We start from the raw sequence: 12,572 nt of genomic DNA, 5'->3' as shown, positions 1-12,572 counted from the left end.
AGGGCAAAGCCCAATCGGAAGCCACGCATGTCCGCCAAGTCCCTGCACGAGGAGCGTAAGGCCGAGGTCCGTCGGTTCGTCCGAACCAATTTCGACCCGCGGGGCAGCCTGCTGCTGCACCGTCATGCACTCGGGCTCGACCTGCTGCGCGCGCCTTTGAATGTGCTTCTGGCGCCGGTCTTTCTGCTGGTCCGGCTGATCGCGGGGCTGGCGGGGTTGCTGCGCCTCAAGCGCCTGCGCGGCTGGTTGCTGCGGCGGAAAATCCTGTTCGAGACCGAGGTGGCGCGGCGGGTCGGCGAAAGGACCCGGGCCTTTATCGGCGATCTGAACGCACGCGGAATGGGTGTTACCGCCGCGCCCGAGACCATCGACCGGGCGGTCGACGACTACGCGGGTGTCCGCAACGCGGTGGCCGAGATCACCACCAGCCTGCTGGTCCTCGTCACCGGTTTCTGGCTGTTCCACGCGGCCACCCCCGGCGTCTTCTCACTCGCGGGGCCGGTGGCCGAGCTGCGGGCGCAGGCGAACGCGGTCGATTCCTTCTGGCTGGGACAGGGGTTGGGCAGGCTCTATTACGGGGTGTTTCCCACGGCTCTGGGGCCCTGGCAGGTGATGCTGACCGCGCTGGCCCTGTCGTGCCTTGCGGCGCTGGTCACGACCTTCGCGGGGGTCATCGCCGACCCGATTCAGGTGCTGACCGGCACGCACCGGCGGCGGCTCATGCGTCTGCTGTCGCGGCTGGACAACGCCGGGGCGCAGAGCGGCGGGATCGAACGGGAGCACGTGACCGCACGCATCGGCGACCTTGCCGACCTCGCCTGGAGTGTCTGGCGGACCATCCGGGGATAAGTGCTTGGGGTTTGCCCGCTCAGCGCCGCGCGGCTAGGCTTGGCAACGGCCCGAGTTCCGGCCGAGGAGACCGTTCATGACGCCGCTTTTCCCATCCGTTGTCATCGACCTCATGGGCACCTTCGTCTTCGCGCTCAGCGGTGCGACCCTCGCGGTGAGGAAACAGCTCGATATCTTCGGGGTGCTGGTGCTGGCCGTCTGCGTGGGGGTGGCGGGCGGGATCACCCGCGACCTGCTGCTGGGCGACGTGCCGCCGATGGCGCTGAAGGACACGCGGTTCCTTGTGGCCGCCCTTGCCGCGGGGCTCGTGGTGTTCTTTGCCAGCCGCGCCATCGAGAAGCTGAACAAGCCAGTCATGCTGCTGGATGCGGCCGGGTTGGGCCTGTTCGCCGTCAGTGGTTGCGACAAGGCGCTGGAGTTCGGGCTGACGCCCCTGCCCTCCGTTCTTCTGGGGATCGTGACGGCAGTGGGCGGCGGCGTGCTCCGCGACGTGCTGGTTGCCGAGGTGCCCCGTGTTCTGCGCGAGGACGTCTACGCGCTGGCGGCCCTGCTCGGCGGTCTGGCCTTCGTTCTGGGGCTGAAGGCCGGGTTGCCCGAGCTGCTGGCAATGGCAATCGCGGTCCTGCTGACCTTTGTCGTGCGGGTGCTGAGTGTCTATCGCGGGTGGCAGGCGCCAAGGGCGCCCGGGTCCTAGCGAGGCGCGGGACGGGGTCATCCCCCGCCCCGGCAGGATCAGTTTGAGGCCGTGCTCTCCAGCCCGTCGGGCTTGCCGACCACCACGAAATGCAGGTGGTCCGGATCGAGCAGTTCCTTGGCCACGCGGTTCACGTCATCAAGTGTCACCGCCTCGACCTTGTCGTTCCGCGTCGCGATGTAGTCGATGGGAAGACCCTGCAACTGCATTCCCGCGAGGATGCTGGCGATCTCGCCGTTGCCATCGAACCGCAGCGGGTAAGCCCCGGTCAGATAGGTCTTGGCGTCTTCCAGTTCCTTCTCGGTCACACCGTCGTCGCGCAGGCGGGTCCATTCCTCTTTCACCAGCTTGATCGCCTCGGCGACCTTGTCGTTCGAGGAGGCAACGCTGCCCATGTAGACGGCGGCCCAGTCCTTGGGATTGAGGTAGGAATAGATGCCGTAGGTCAGCCCCCGCTTTTCGCGGACCTCGGTCATAAGTCGGCTCTCGAACCCACCGGCACCAAGGATCTGGTTCATGACATAGGCGGCAAAGAAATCGTCGTCATCGCGCTCGATCCCGCGCTGCCCGAACAGGGCCACCGATTGCGGCGTATCGAAGGGCACCACCGTCACCCCACCATCGATGCTGACATCGGCAGGTCCGGGGAACGGCGCGCCGGTTTCAGGGAGGTCCCCGAGCAGGTTGTCGAGCAGGGTGCTGAGTTCCTCGGGCGTGATATCTCCAACAGCCCCGATATAGAGCCTGTCACGCGCGAATACGCCCTTGTGCGCGGCAAGTATGTCGTCGCGGGTCAGGGCATTGACCGACTCGACAGTGCCCTTGCCATCGGTGGCATAGGGGTGCTCGCCATAGGCCATCTGGGTGAAGGCGTTCGCAGCGATGTCGCGCGGATCCTTGGCGTCGGACATGATGCCCGAGATAACCTGCGCGCGCACCCGGTCGATGGCATCCTGATCGAACCGCGGTTCCATCAGCGAAGTGCGCAGCAGTTCGACCGCCTCGTCGCGGTTCTCGCTGAGAAAGCGGGCCGAGACCGAGAGCGCGTCGTCGCCCACGTCATAGCTGAAGCTGGCCGCGAGGCTCTCCTGCGCCCGGGCAAAGGCGCGCGCGTCGAGATCGGCGGCGCCTTCCTCGAGCAGACCGCTCATCAGATAAGTCGCGCCGCGCTTGCCCGGCAGGTCGAGCGAGGTACCGCCCTTGAACCGCAGTTCGAGGGCCGCGAAGGGGATCGAATGTTCCTCCACCAGCCAGGCCTTGATGCCCTTGGGCGTGGTCACTTCCTGGATCTTGACCTCGGCGAGGGCCGGCAGGGCCGTCAGCAGGGCCACGAGCCCAGCGAGGGCGGCGATCAGCGGGCGCATCTTGGGGGCGTTCATTGCATCACCTCTTCTTCGTCCTGGCGCATCAGCCAGCCGGTCACCGAACTCTCCGGGCGCAGCACGTCCCGCGCCGCCTCCATGATCTCGTCTGCCGTCACCGATTGCAGGATCTCGGGCCAGTCCTGGATATCCTTGACCGACAGGCCGACCGCCAGCGCGCTGCCATAGCGATTGGCGATGCCGTCCACGTTGTCCTGCTGATAGATCTGCGAGGCCCTGAGCTGCATCTTGATGCGCTCCAGCTGCTCCATGTCGACACCGCGCTCCATGAAGTCGGCCAGCGCCTTGTCCAGAGCCGCCTCGGCCTCTTCAAGGTTCACGCCATCGGCCGGAACCACCACGAGGTCGAAGGTCGTCCTGTCGACCGAAGTCCCGCTGTAATAGGCGTTGGACCAGACCGCTGCCTGGGTGTCGAACTGCAGCTTTTCGGCAAGGTACGAGGTGTTCCCGCCACCGAGCATTTCGGCCAGCAGGGTCAGCGCCGCCGCCTTTTTCTGGTCGCCGGGATCGCGCTCGGGCGCGAGGTAGGACCGGCTGACATAGGGCTGGGCCACGCGCGCGTCCTTGTAGGTCAGGCGCCGCGCCGCGGTCTGCGGCGGCTCCTGCGCGCGGATGCGCTCTGGCAGGTTCGGATTGGCCGGGATCACACCATAGTAGGTCTCGGCCAGACGCCGCACCTCTGCCGGATCGACATCACCCGAAACCACGAGGATGGCATCGTTGGGGGCATAATAGGTGTGGTAGAAGTCGAGCGCGTCGGCGCGCGACAGTTCTTCCATCTCGTGCCGCCAGCCAATTACCGGCAGGCCGTAGCGGCTGTTGAGATACTGCGCCGCGTTCATCTGCTCGCCGAACAGGGCACGCGGGTTGTTGTCGGTGCGCATGTTACGTTCTTCGAGGATCACGTCGCGCTCGGTCCGGATGTCGTCCTCGCTGAGGATGAGGTTGACCATGCGGTCCGCCTCCATCTTCATCATCAGCTCCAGCCGGTCAGCTGCGACGCGCTGGTAGTAGGCGGTGTAGTCGTAGCTGGTAAAGGCGTTGTCCTCGCCCCCGTTGGCCGCCACCGTCGCCGAGAGCTCGCCCGAGGCCATGTTCTTGGTCGCCTTGAACATCAGGTGCTCGAGAAAGTGCGCCACGCCGCTCTCGCCCTTGGGTTCGTCCGCGGACCCGGCCCTGTACCAGACCATCTGCTGCACCACGGGGGCACGGTGATCCTCGACCACCACCACCTGCATTCCGTTGTCGAGCATGAAATCGGTCACCCGGTCGGTGACCGATGCCGGGGCTTCGGCGAAGGCCGGGGCGGCCAGCCCCGAGAACAGCCCCGCCACCAGGGCAAGGGGCGCGAGGCCGCGCGCGATCGTTTGCAACATTCAGGGTCCTTTCACGCTGTGCGCCACCGGGTCATCGCCAACCTACGGTGCCGCGGACAGGGGTCAAGGACCGGTCCCGGAAATGTGAGGTCAGTTCTTCTCGGGGGGCGAGGAGGGAGTCTGCACGCCCATCCGCCGCAGACGCTTGCTTTCCTCGAAGGGATCAAGGGTCTGGCGCTTGTAAATCTGGGCGTAGCGGTCCACCGGGAACAGGCGCAGGCGCGTCCAGCGGCCCTGTTTCTGCAGGTAGTCGGCGTCCTGTTGGGCAAGATCCTGCCGGATACCGCCGGATACGCCATAACGGCTCGCCTGGGTCACCAGGGCGGAATCCGAGGAGGGAACCGAGGTCGAGGTATCGGGCCGGCCACCCAGCGCCGCGATGGCGTCGGCCTTGGGGTTCTTGTCCACGAGGTTGCTGCCGCCCGGGGTCGGTGCGGGCAACGAACGGGTGTCGCCGGGAATGGTCAGCGGTTTGGTCGGAAGGATCATGAACTCGTCCGGGCCGTCACCCGGCTGACGCAGATCCATCAGCCCCTTTTGCGCACAGCCGGAAACCGCGACGGCGAGCGTCAGAACCATGATACCCAGTTTCGTGCGCAAACCGCGTCTCCTGCCTGTTACTTCTGGCGTTCTAGCCTATTCACCGCCCAAGGTCACGGGGCGTTTTTCCGTGCCTTGCCACCCGGTTCGCCAAGGATCAGCCCCACCGCACCGAGGAAGATGAACACATCCGCGATGTTGAAGACAAAGGGGTTGCGGATGCCGCAGCACGACATGTTGAGAAAGTCGAGGACGTAGCCGTAGAGCACCCGGTCCACCACGTTCCCGAGCGCTCCACCGATCAGCAGACCGGCGCTGAGGATCATCAGGCGGCTCTTGCCGCCCCGTCTGATCCAGAGGGCAACGGCGACGCAGACCACCAGCGAAAAGATCGTGAGCGCCCAGCGCGACAACTCGGACTCGCCGTCCAGCAGGCCAAAGTTGATGCCCCGGTTCTCGCCGTACTTGAAGGTCAGGAACGGGTACCAGACGTCGATGGCCAGCCTCTGGGCAAGGCCAAAGGTATGCACCACCAGGTACTTGCTGAGCTGGTCGAGCGCGAGCGCGACCAGCGCCGCGATGGAAAGAAGGCGCATACCCTGGGGTTCCTGTCAGTGCCGGAAGTGGCGCATTCCGGTGAAGACCATCGCCAACCCGGCCTCGTCGGCGGCGGCGATCACCTCGTCGTCGCGCATCGAGCCGCCCGGCTGGATCACCGCCGTCGCACCTGCGCCAGCCGCTTCCATCAGGCCATCAGCAAAGGGGAAGAAGGCGTCGGAGGCGACGACCGAACCCTTGGCGGGGCTCTCGGCAAGGCCGATCACGTCGGCCATGCGCTGCGCCTTGATGGCGGCGATGTTGGCGCTGTCCACGCGGCTCATCTGGCCCGCGCCGACACCCACGGTGGCACCGTCCTTGACGTAGACGATGGCGTTGGACTTGACGTGCTTGGCCACCTTCCAGGCGAACAGCAGGTCCTTCAGTTCCTGCTCGGAGGGCGCGCGCTTGGTCACGACCTTGAGGTCATCCAGCGTGATGTGGCCGGTATCCTTGTCCTGCAGCAGGAAGCCACCCGACACCTGGCGCCAGGTCAGCGCCTTTTCCAGCGGGTTGGCGAGGCCGCCGGTGGTCAGCAGGCGCAGGTTCTTCTTCTTCGCAAAGATCTCCTTGGCCGCGTCATCTGCCTCGGGCGCGATCACCACCTCGGTAAAGATGGCGCTGATCTCTTCCGCAGTCGCCGCGTCGAGCGGCTGGTTCAGCGCGATGATCCCGCCAAAGGCCGAGGTGCGGTCGCAGTCGAACGCGCGCTTGTATGCGTCGACCAGCGAGGTGCCGCGCGCCACGCCGCAGGGGTTGGCGTGCTTGATGATCGCCACCGCCGGGCCGTCGGCGGGCGCAAACTCACTGACCAGCTCGAACGCCGCGTCGGTGTCGTTGATGTTGTTGTAGGACAGTTCCTTGCCCTGATGCTGCTGGGCGGTTGCCACGCCCGGGCGCGAGGAGCCATCGGTGTAGAAGGCCGCCGACTGGTGCGGGTTCTCGCCATAGCGCAGGGTCTGCGCCAGCGTCCCCGCCACGGCGCGGCGGCGCGGGTTGGCTTCCTTCAGCGCATCCGCCATCCACGTCGACACGGCCGCGTCGTAGGCGGCGGTGCGGGCATAGGCGTTCAGCGCCAGCTTCTGGCGGAATTCGTAGGACGTGCTGCCGTCGTTCTCTTCCAGCTCTGCCAGCAGGGCGTGATAGTCCTCGACGTCCACGACCACATTGACGAAGGCGTGGTTCTTGGCTGCCGCGCGGATCATTGCCGGGCCGCCGATGTCGATGTTCTCGATGCACTCGTCATACTCCGCGCCCTTCGCCACGGTGGCCTCGAAGGGGTAGAGGTTGACCACCAGCAGGTCGATGGCGCCGATGCCATGCTCTTCCATCGCCATGACGTGCGCATCGTTGTCGCGCAGCGCCAGCAGGCCGCCGTGGACCTTGGGGTGCAGCGTCTTGACCCGCCCGTCCATCATCTCGGGGAAACCGGTGACTTCCGAGACGTCCTTCACCTCGAGCCCGGCCTCGCGCAGCGCATGGGCGGTGCCCCCGGTGCTCAGCAGTTCGATCCCGCGCGCGTAGAGGGATTTGCCGAGATCGACGAGACCGGTCTTGTCGGAAACCGACAGTAGGGCACGGCGGACGGGGTGGAGATCGCTCATTTGGGCATCCTCGGATATGGCAGCATATGCCGCGCGGCATAGACTATCTTGGCGGGAGATAGAACCATGTGTTTTGGGGCCCCGGCGCATGGCCGGGTTGTGCGAAACTCGCCAGAGAGCGTCCTTCGCAGTCCACTTCCCTCAAACAGCCGCCCGCGCCAGCACTTCCAGCCCGGCCACCAGGTCCGCCTCGGCCGTGTCCTCGGCGAAATCGTGGCTGATCCCGTTGATCGAGGGCACGAAAAGCATCGCCACCGGCATCAGGGCGCCGACGTTGGTGGCGTCGTGCAGCGCGCCCGAGGGCATCTTGCGCCACTTGCCCGGTGCGACGCTCGCCGCGCCGAGTTCCAATGCGCCGCGCAGTCCCGCGTCCATCACCACCGGCTCCAGCCCCAGCATCGGGCCATAGCTCAGCTTCATCCCCCGCGCCTCCGCGATCTCCTGCGCCGTGCTGCGGATGATCTCCTCCATCCGAGCAAGCCGGTCGGTATCGCCATCGCGCCACTGCATCGAGAAGGTCGCGCGCCCCGGCACGATGGAGCTCGCGTTCGGGTGCAGCGTCACGTGGCCGATGGTCCAGACCGTCGCGGGAGTCACCACGTTGCGGAACCGGTCGTTGATTGCCGACGAGAAGGCAGACATCGCCTGGAAGGCGTCGCGGCGCAGGTGCATCGGGGTGGTGCCCGCGTGGTTCTGCTGACCTCCAAAGGTCACGCGCATGTCGCGGATGCCGACGATATCGCTGACCACGCCGATCTTGTCGCCCTCTGTGTCGAGCCACGGGCCCTGCTCGATGTGCATCTCGATGAAGCCGGTGAACTGAGCCGGGTCGACGAAATCGCCGGCAAGGTCCGCCATCCGCGCGCGCGCCTCGGCAAAGGGCACGCCCGCGTGGTCGGTCAGCGTATCGGCCTTGGCGAGGTCGAGGTTGCCCGACCAGATCGCGCTGCCGGTGGTGACGCCGAACCGCCCCTCCTCGTCCTGGAAACTGACCACCGAGATCGGCGGACCGCCCACCTCTCTGCTTGCCCGCGCGACTTCCAGCGCCGCGATCACGCCCAGCGCACCGTCGAGCCATCCGCCTTCGGGCTGGCTGTCGGAATGGGAGCCCATCAGCAGCGACCGTTCCCCGGCGATGCCGAACAGGTTGCCGACCGGGTCGAAGTGCGGCGTCAGCCCTGCCTCCTCCATCCGCGCCGCCAGCCACCTTCGCGCCGCGATGTCGGCGTCGGAAAAGGCGGGCCGCACCACGCCCTTGTCCACCCCCGAGGCCCCGAAAGTGCGCAGGTGGTGCAGATCGGCAAGAAAGCGGTCCGGGTTCGCGGGGATCATGGCGGTCTCCTCAAATCGGGGTTGCCGGCACTATGGCGCGAAGCCCCGCGCCGGGGCAACGGGGCGGCGGAAATTCCCGCTCACGCGACAGGGGCTGCCAGAAGGCACCACCCCGGGGGCTGCCGACTTCCTCGGCACATCATCCCCTCACCTTGGACAAATGGCCTGCTGCCACTGGCCTCGCTGCCAAACCCGGCGTAAGAGACCCTGTAACGGTTACAGGAATTCTGATGTCCCATATTACCCTTGTCCGTCACGGTCAGGCCAATACCGAGGCCCGTGACGAGGTCAGCTATGACAAGCTCAGCCCCCTTGGCCACCAGCAGGCGGCATGGCTGGGCGATTACCTGCGCGACTCGGCCCATTTTCACCCGCGCGTCTATTGCGGCACCCTGATCCGTCACCGCGAAACCGCCCGGTCGATGGGCTTTGGCGACGAGGTGATTCAGGATGCCCGCCTGAACGAGCTGGAATACTTCAATCTCGCCAAGCTGATGGAAGAGCAGCACGGCCTGCCCCTGCCCACCGAGCGCGAGGAATTTGCTCGCCACATGCCCCGCGTCTTTGGCGCGTGGCAGGAGGACGCGCTGGAAAACCCGCCCGAAACCTGGGCGGACTTCGAGAGCCGCGTGCGGTCGGCGCTGGCCGAGATCGGCGCGGGGGACGGCCCGGCGCTGGTGGTCACCTCGGGCGGCCTGATCGGCATGGTGATGCGGCAGCTGCTGGATCTCGACGTCAGCGCGATGGCGCGGGTTTCGATGTCGATCATGAACACCTCGATGCACCGTCTGCGGCTGGTCGGCGACCAACTGAGCCCGGTGCTGTTCAACGCGGTACCGCACCTCGATCATCCCGATCGGCAGTTTGCACAAACCCACATGTGAGGACGAAGAAGATGAAGCTCTATTGCGGCAAGGGGACCATCTCGGTCGTCGTGTACCTCGCACTGACCGAGGCGGGCATCGCTTTCGAACCCGTCCGCGTCAACTTTGGCGAGGCGGAGCAGACCAAACCCGCCTACCACGCCATCAATCCCAAGGGCCGGGTGCCGGCGCTGGCGACGGACAAGGGCGTGCTGACCGAGACCGGAGCGATCCTCGACTACATCGCCGCGATTGCCCCCAACGCCGGACTGGTGCCCGCAGATGCCTTCGAGGCGGGCCGCATGCGCGAGTTGATGTACTATCTGGCCTCGACCATGCACGTGAACCACGCCCACAAGATGCGCGGCGCACGTTGGGCGACCGAGGAGAGCTCGTTCGAGGACATGCGGGCCAAGGTTCCCGAGACCATGGCGGTCAGCGCGGCCCATATCGAAGAGCGTTACGCGCTGTCGACCTATGTCCTCGGGGAGAGCCTGAGCCTGGCCGACCTCTATCTCTTCGTCGTCTGCGGCTGGCTGGCTGGCGACGGGGTGACCATCGCCAATTACCCCAAGATCGCCGCCTTCATCGAAGCAATGGAACAGCGCGAGTCGGTCAAGTCGGCACGCGAGGCCGGGCTGCTCTGACGCAGCCCGCCCGGGCTACATGATCTCGTCCTCGATATCGGTGGCCGAGATACCCAGCGCGTCGAGACCGTTCTCGAGGTGATCCGAGAGGTGCGGGGTGCCGATCAGGTAGTCCGCACAGGGAGTCGTCGCCTCGTTGCGCGCGGTCTCGATGGCCTCGGCAAGATCCTCGGGTTCGAAGCTGCCGCGCCCGATCCACATGACCGCGACCAGCTCGGCCTGCTCGTCCTCACTCATGCGGTCGATGAAGGCGCGAAACTCGGGTTCCGCGCGGGCCAGCTCGTGACCCATCAGCGCCACCTGGGCGATCTTGCTCGGAGAAATTTCCAGCATCCTGAACTCCTTGTCCGGCCGGGGCCCGGCCACTCAGATGCCGGTATCATGGCATCGAATCGCGGCGCGGCGCAAACCCCGGCGTTGCCATTTCGGCTGCTCCACAACGTCGCGCATGCCGCCATATCCGCGCCCGAAAACCGGCGACATCGCGGGCGGGATTCGCGCTAGAGTGAGGTCATGATGTTCGACCTGCCACACCCCGATACGCTCTATGCCGCGCTGCTGTCCCGCGATTCCGCCTACGAGGGTCGCGCTTATGTCGGCGTGACCTCCACGGGTATCTTCTGCCGCCTGACCTGCCCGGCCCGGAAGCCCAAGCGAGAGAACTGCCGGTTCTATCCCTCGGTCGCTGCCTGTCTCGATGCCGGGTTCCGGCCTTGCAAGCGATGTCACCCGATGACGCCCGAGGCCGAGGGCGATCCCTCGGTCACACGGCTGCTGGCCGCTTTGCAGGCCGATCCGGCCCGTCGCTGGCGCGAGGAGGACCTTGCCGCGATGGGCCTTGACCCCTCGACCGTGCGGCGGGCGTTCAAACGGCAGTTCGGCTGCACGTTCCTCGACATGGCTCGCCGGTTCCGGATGCGGGCCGGGCTGGAGACGCTGGCGCGCGGCGCACCGGTGATCGAAGCACAGCTCGACGCGGGCTTCGAGAGCCCCAGCGCCTTTCGCGCCGCCTTTGCGCGGCTCACCGGGCTAACCCCGGGCGCCTTCGCGGCCAGGGGCTTGCTTCAGGCGGACTGGATCGACACCGTGCTGGGGCCGATGATTGCCGTGGCCGACGACAACCACGTCCACCTGCTGGAATTTGCCGAACGGAAGGCCCTGCCGACCGAGCTCAAACGGCTTCACGCCATGACCCGGGGCCAGATCGGCTTTGGCCGCCCCGGCCCGACCGAGATGGCGGCGGAACAGCTGACATCGTTCTTTGCGGGCACCTGTCCGACCTTCTCGGTGCCGCTCGCCTATCACGGCAGCGCCTTTGCCGGTGCCGTCTGGGATGCGCTGCAGTCGATCCCCGCAGGTGAGACCCGCAGCTATTCCGAGGTCGCCGCGGGGATTGGACGCCCCGACGCGGTGCGCGCCGTTGCGCGGGCGAACGGGGCGAACCAGATTGCCATCCTGATCCCCTGCCACCGGGTGATCGGCGCCGATGGCTCGCTCACCGGCTACGGCGGCGGGCTTTGGCGCAAGCAAAAGCTGATCGAGGTCGAACGCCAGTACCGGACCGAAAGGGCCCAGACCGCCTGAACCGGAGCGTCAGGCTGTTTCCCAGCTCGCACGCTCGGATGCCAGCCGTGCCCTCAGCCAAGCCGCGAAGCGGCGCGGTGCGGTCCGCGACAGGGTGCCCGGCATCCCGACCAGCCAGATGGCGAGGCCGGTCGTGACCCTGCGCGGAAACGGACGCACCAGCGTGCCGCGTGCGATCGGATCCGCCGCGATGGTATCCCACGCTATGGCAACACCCCGCCCGGTCATGGCCGCATCGAGGCAGAGGCCGGCATCGCCGTGGTCCGGCCCGGGCTGCATGTCCCCCAGCGCCAACCCCTCCGCCGCCAGCCAGGCCTCCCAGCTTTCAAGGTGGTCGCGCTCGCGGATCAGAGGCACCTGCGCAAGGTCCGCCGGGGACGAAAGCCGTGGCAGTAGCGAGGGCGCGCAGACGGGAAAGTAGCTGTAGAGGTGCAGTTGCTCGCAATCGAGGCCGGGCCAGGGCTTGCGCCCGATCCGCAGGCACAGGTCCACGTCCTCGACCCGCAGGTCGACGATGCGGTCGGTCGGTTCGATCCTGATCCGGATCTCGGGGTTCTCGGCCTCGAAGTCCGATAGCCGCCAGATCAGCCACCGGCTGGCCAGCAGCGGCGCGGCCGAGATCGTCAGGCTGCAGGTGTCGGGCCGCAGCACGGCGGCCGCATCCGAGAGGCGCGCGAACCCGGCCTGCAAGTGCGGCAGCATTTCGGCCCCGAGTTCGGTCGGCGACATGCCCTGCGGCCCGCGAATGAACAGGGGGCGTCCCGTCGCTGTTTCGAGCGCTTGCAGCCGCTGGCTAACCGCACCCGGAGTAATGCCCAGCGCATCGGCAGCGGCCCGCAATGTCCCGAGGCGGCCGATGGCCTCGGCCGCGCGCAGACCGGAAAGGGGCAGGCGATTGAGCTGATCCATTCAGAAAACCTAAACAAGGTATCTGAAGAAGTCGATCTATGTCTGCACATCGGCGTGGTAATGATCACGCCATGCTAAACACACTCAGATATCTTCCTTGGTTCTGGCCAACCTGCCCTCGCGTAGAGGACTGCCCCGGCAGGTCATGGCGGCGTAATCCGCTGGCTCATCCCGCTCTGCGCCGGATGACCGAGC

13 protein-coding genes are annotated in these 12,572 nt (G+C 66.5%); 5 read left to right on the top strand and 8 right to left on the bottom strand.

Translation table 11 applies throughout. The features are described 5' to 3' along the window. The first annotated feature begins 27 nt into the window (after positions 1–27). Together DDT93_RS09490 and DDT93_RS09485 are read left to right on the top strand one after the other, a co-directional pair. Entirely contained in the window at positions 28–849 is an 822-nt protein-coding gene (locus DDT93_RS09490; RefSeq protein WP_109465550.1) for a DUF6635 family protein, read from the top strand. Between the two features lie 76 nt (positions 850–925). Next, positions 926–1,543, top strand: coding sequence for a trimeric intracellular cation channel family protein (locus DDT93_RS09485; protein ID WP_109465549.1), 618 nt, complete (start codon positions 926–928; stop codon positions 1,541–1,543). A 38-nt stretch (positions 1,544–1,581) separates the two neighbouring features. Here DDT93_RS09485 and DDT93_RS09480 read toward each other — a convergent pair whose 3' ends face one another. The 6 genes from DDT93_RS09480 to DDT93_RS09455 all read right to left on the bottom strand — a co-directional run bounded on the left by DDT93_RS09480 (position 1,582) and on the right by DDT93_RS09455 (position 8,374). After that, positions 1,582–2,922: a M16 family metallopeptidase gene (locus DDT93_RS09480; RefSeq protein WP_408607919.1), complete on the bottom strand. Its 1,341-nt coding sequence runs from the start codon at positions 2,920–2,922 to the stop codon at positions 1,582–1,584. After that, positions 2,919–4,301, bottom strand: a complete 1,383-nt coding sequence (locus tag DDT93_RS09475; protein ID WP_109465548.1) for a M16 family metallopeptidase — start codon at positions 4,299–4,301, stop codon at positions 2,919–2,921. Before DDT93_RS09475 ends, DDT93_RS09480 begins: the two co-directional genes overlap by 4 nt. A gap of 90 nt (positions 4,302–4,391) precedes the next feature. Continuing rightward, positions 4,392–4,901, bottom strand: a complete 510-nt coding sequence (locus tag DDT93_RS09470) for a DUF3035 domain-containing protein (RefSeq protein WP_109465547.1) — start codon at positions 4,899–4,901, stop codon at positions 4,392–4,394. 53 nt (positions 4,902–4,954) lie between these two features. Then, positions 4,955–5,437: a signal peptidase II gene (gene lspA / locus DDT93_RS09465; RefSeq protein WP_109465546.1), complete on the bottom strand. Its 483-nt coding sequence runs from the start codon at positions 5,435–5,437 to the stop codon at positions 4,955–4,957. A 15-nt stretch (positions 5,438–5,452) separates the two neighbouring features. Beyond that, positions 5,453–7,042 carry a bifunctional phosphoribosylaminoimidazolecarboxamide formyltransferase/IMP cyclohydrolase gene (purH, locus tag DDT93_RS09460; RefSeq protein WP_109465545.1) on the bottom strand — a complete coding sequence of 530 codons (1,590 nt, stop codon included), beginning with the start codon at positions 7,040–7,042 and terminating at the stop codon, positions 5,453–5,455. 141 nt (positions 7,043–7,183) lie between these two features. Further along, on the bottom strand, positions 7,184–8,374 hold the full coding sequence (locus tag DDT93_RS09455; protein ID WP_109465544.1) for a Zn-dependent hydrolase: 1,191 nt from the start codon (positions 8,372–8,374) through the stop codon (positions 7,184–7,186). A gap of 230 nt (positions 8,375–8,604) precedes the next feature. Here DDT93_RS09455 and DDT93_RS09450 point away from each other — a divergent pair, with 230 nt between their 5' ends. Together DDT93_RS09450 and DDT93_RS09445 are read left to right on the top strand one after the other, a co-directional pair. Next, entirely contained in the window at positions 8,605–9,258 is a 654-nt protein-coding gene (locus tag DDT93_RS09450) for a histidine phosphatase family protein (RefSeq protein WP_109465543.1), read from the top strand. A gap of 11 nt (positions 9,259–9,269) precedes the next feature. Continuing rightward, positions 9,270–9,884 (top strand): glutathione S-transferase family protein, encoded by a 615-nt coding sequence (locus DDT93_RS09445; protein ID WP_109465542.1) that lies wholly within the window; start codon positions 9,270–9,272, stop codon positions 9,882–9,884. Positions 9,885–9,899: 15 nt separating this feature from the next. Here DDT93_RS09445 and DDT93_RS09440 read toward each other — a convergent pair whose 3' ends face one another. Then, the gene (locus tag DDT93_RS09440) at positions 9,900–10,217 is read right to left on the bottom strand and encodes a DUF3775 domain-containing protein (protein WP_109465541.1); all 318 of its coding nucleotides are present in this window, start codon (positions 10,215–10,217) and stop codon (positions 9,900–9,902) included. A 180-nt stretch (positions 10,218–10,397) separates the two neighbouring features. Between DDT93_RS09440 and DDT93_RS09435 the strand changes: the two genes are divergently transcribed. Further along, complete coding sequence (locus DDT93_RS09435; protein ID WP_109465540.1) at positions 10,398–11,468, top strand: bifunctional transcriptional activator/DNA repair enzyme AdaA; 1,071 nt, start codon at positions 10,398–10,400, stop codon at positions 11,466–11,468. A gap of 9 nt (positions 11,469–11,477) precedes the next feature. Here DDT93_RS09435 and DDT93_RS09430 read toward each other — a convergent pair whose 3' ends face one another. Beyond that, complete coding sequence (locus DDT93_RS09430; RefSeq protein ID WP_109465539.1) at positions 11,478–12,377, bottom strand: LysR substrate-binding domain-containing protein; 900 nt, start codon at positions 12,375–12,377, stop codon at positions 11,478–11,480. Positions 12,378–12,572 lie beyond the last annotated feature (195 nt).

This window comes from Albibacillus kandeliae (assembly GCF_003116585.1).
GTDB lineage: Bacteria > Pseudomonadota > Alphaproteobacteria > Rhodobacterales > Rhodobacteraceae > Albibacillus > Albibacillus kandeliae.
This window is presented reverse-complemented; position numbering and strand designations above follow the sequence as displayed.

Coding starts and splice junctions, on each gene's coding strand:
- DDT93_RS09490 (WP_109465550.1), top strand. CDS start 28: ATGTCCGCCAAGTCCCTGCACGAGGAGCGTAAGGCCGAGGTCCGTCGG.
- DDT93_RS09485 (WP_109465549.1), top strand. CDS start 926: ATGACGCCGCTTTTCCCATCCGTTGTCATCGACCTCATGGGCACCTTC.
- DDT93_RS09480 (WP_408607919.1), bottom strand. CDS start 2,922: ATGAACGCCCCCAAGATGCGCCCGCTGATCGCCGCCCTCGCTGGGCTC.
- DDT93_RS09475 (WP_109465548.1), bottom strand. CDS start 4,301: ATGTTGCAAACGATCGCGCGCGGCCTCGCGCCCCTTGCCCTGGTGGCG.
- lspA (WP_109465546.1), bottom strand. CDS start 5,437: ATGCGCCTTCTTTCCATCGCGGCGCTGGTCGCGCTCGCGCTCGACCAG.
- purH (WP_109465545.1), bottom strand. CDS start 7,042: ATGAGCGATCTCCACCCCGTCCGCCGTGCCCTACTGTCGGTTTCCGAC.
- DDT93_RS09455 (WP_109465544.1), bottom strand. CDS start 8,374: ATGATCCCCGCGAACCCGGACCGCTTTCTTGCCGATCTGCACCACCTG.
- DDT93_RS09450 (WP_109465543.1), top strand. CDS start 8,605: ATGTCCCATATTACCCTTGTCCGTCACGGTCAGGCCAATACCGAGGCC.
- DDT93_RS09445 (WP_109465542.1), top strand. CDS start 9,270: ATGAAGCTCTATTGCGGCAAGGGGACCATCTCGGTCGTCGTGTACCTC.
- DDT93_RS09440 (WP_109465541.1), bottom strand. CDS start 10,217: ATGCTGGAAATTTCTCCGAGCAAGATCGCCCAGGTGGCGCTGATGGGT.
- DDT93_RS09435 (WP_109465540.1), top strand. CDS start 10,398: ATGATGTTCGACCTGCCACACCCCGATACGCTCTATGCCGCGCTGCTG.
- DDT93_RS09430 (WP_109465539.1), bottom strand. CDS start 12,377: ATGGATCAGCTCAATCGCCTGCCCCTTTCCGGTCTGCGCGCGGCCGAG.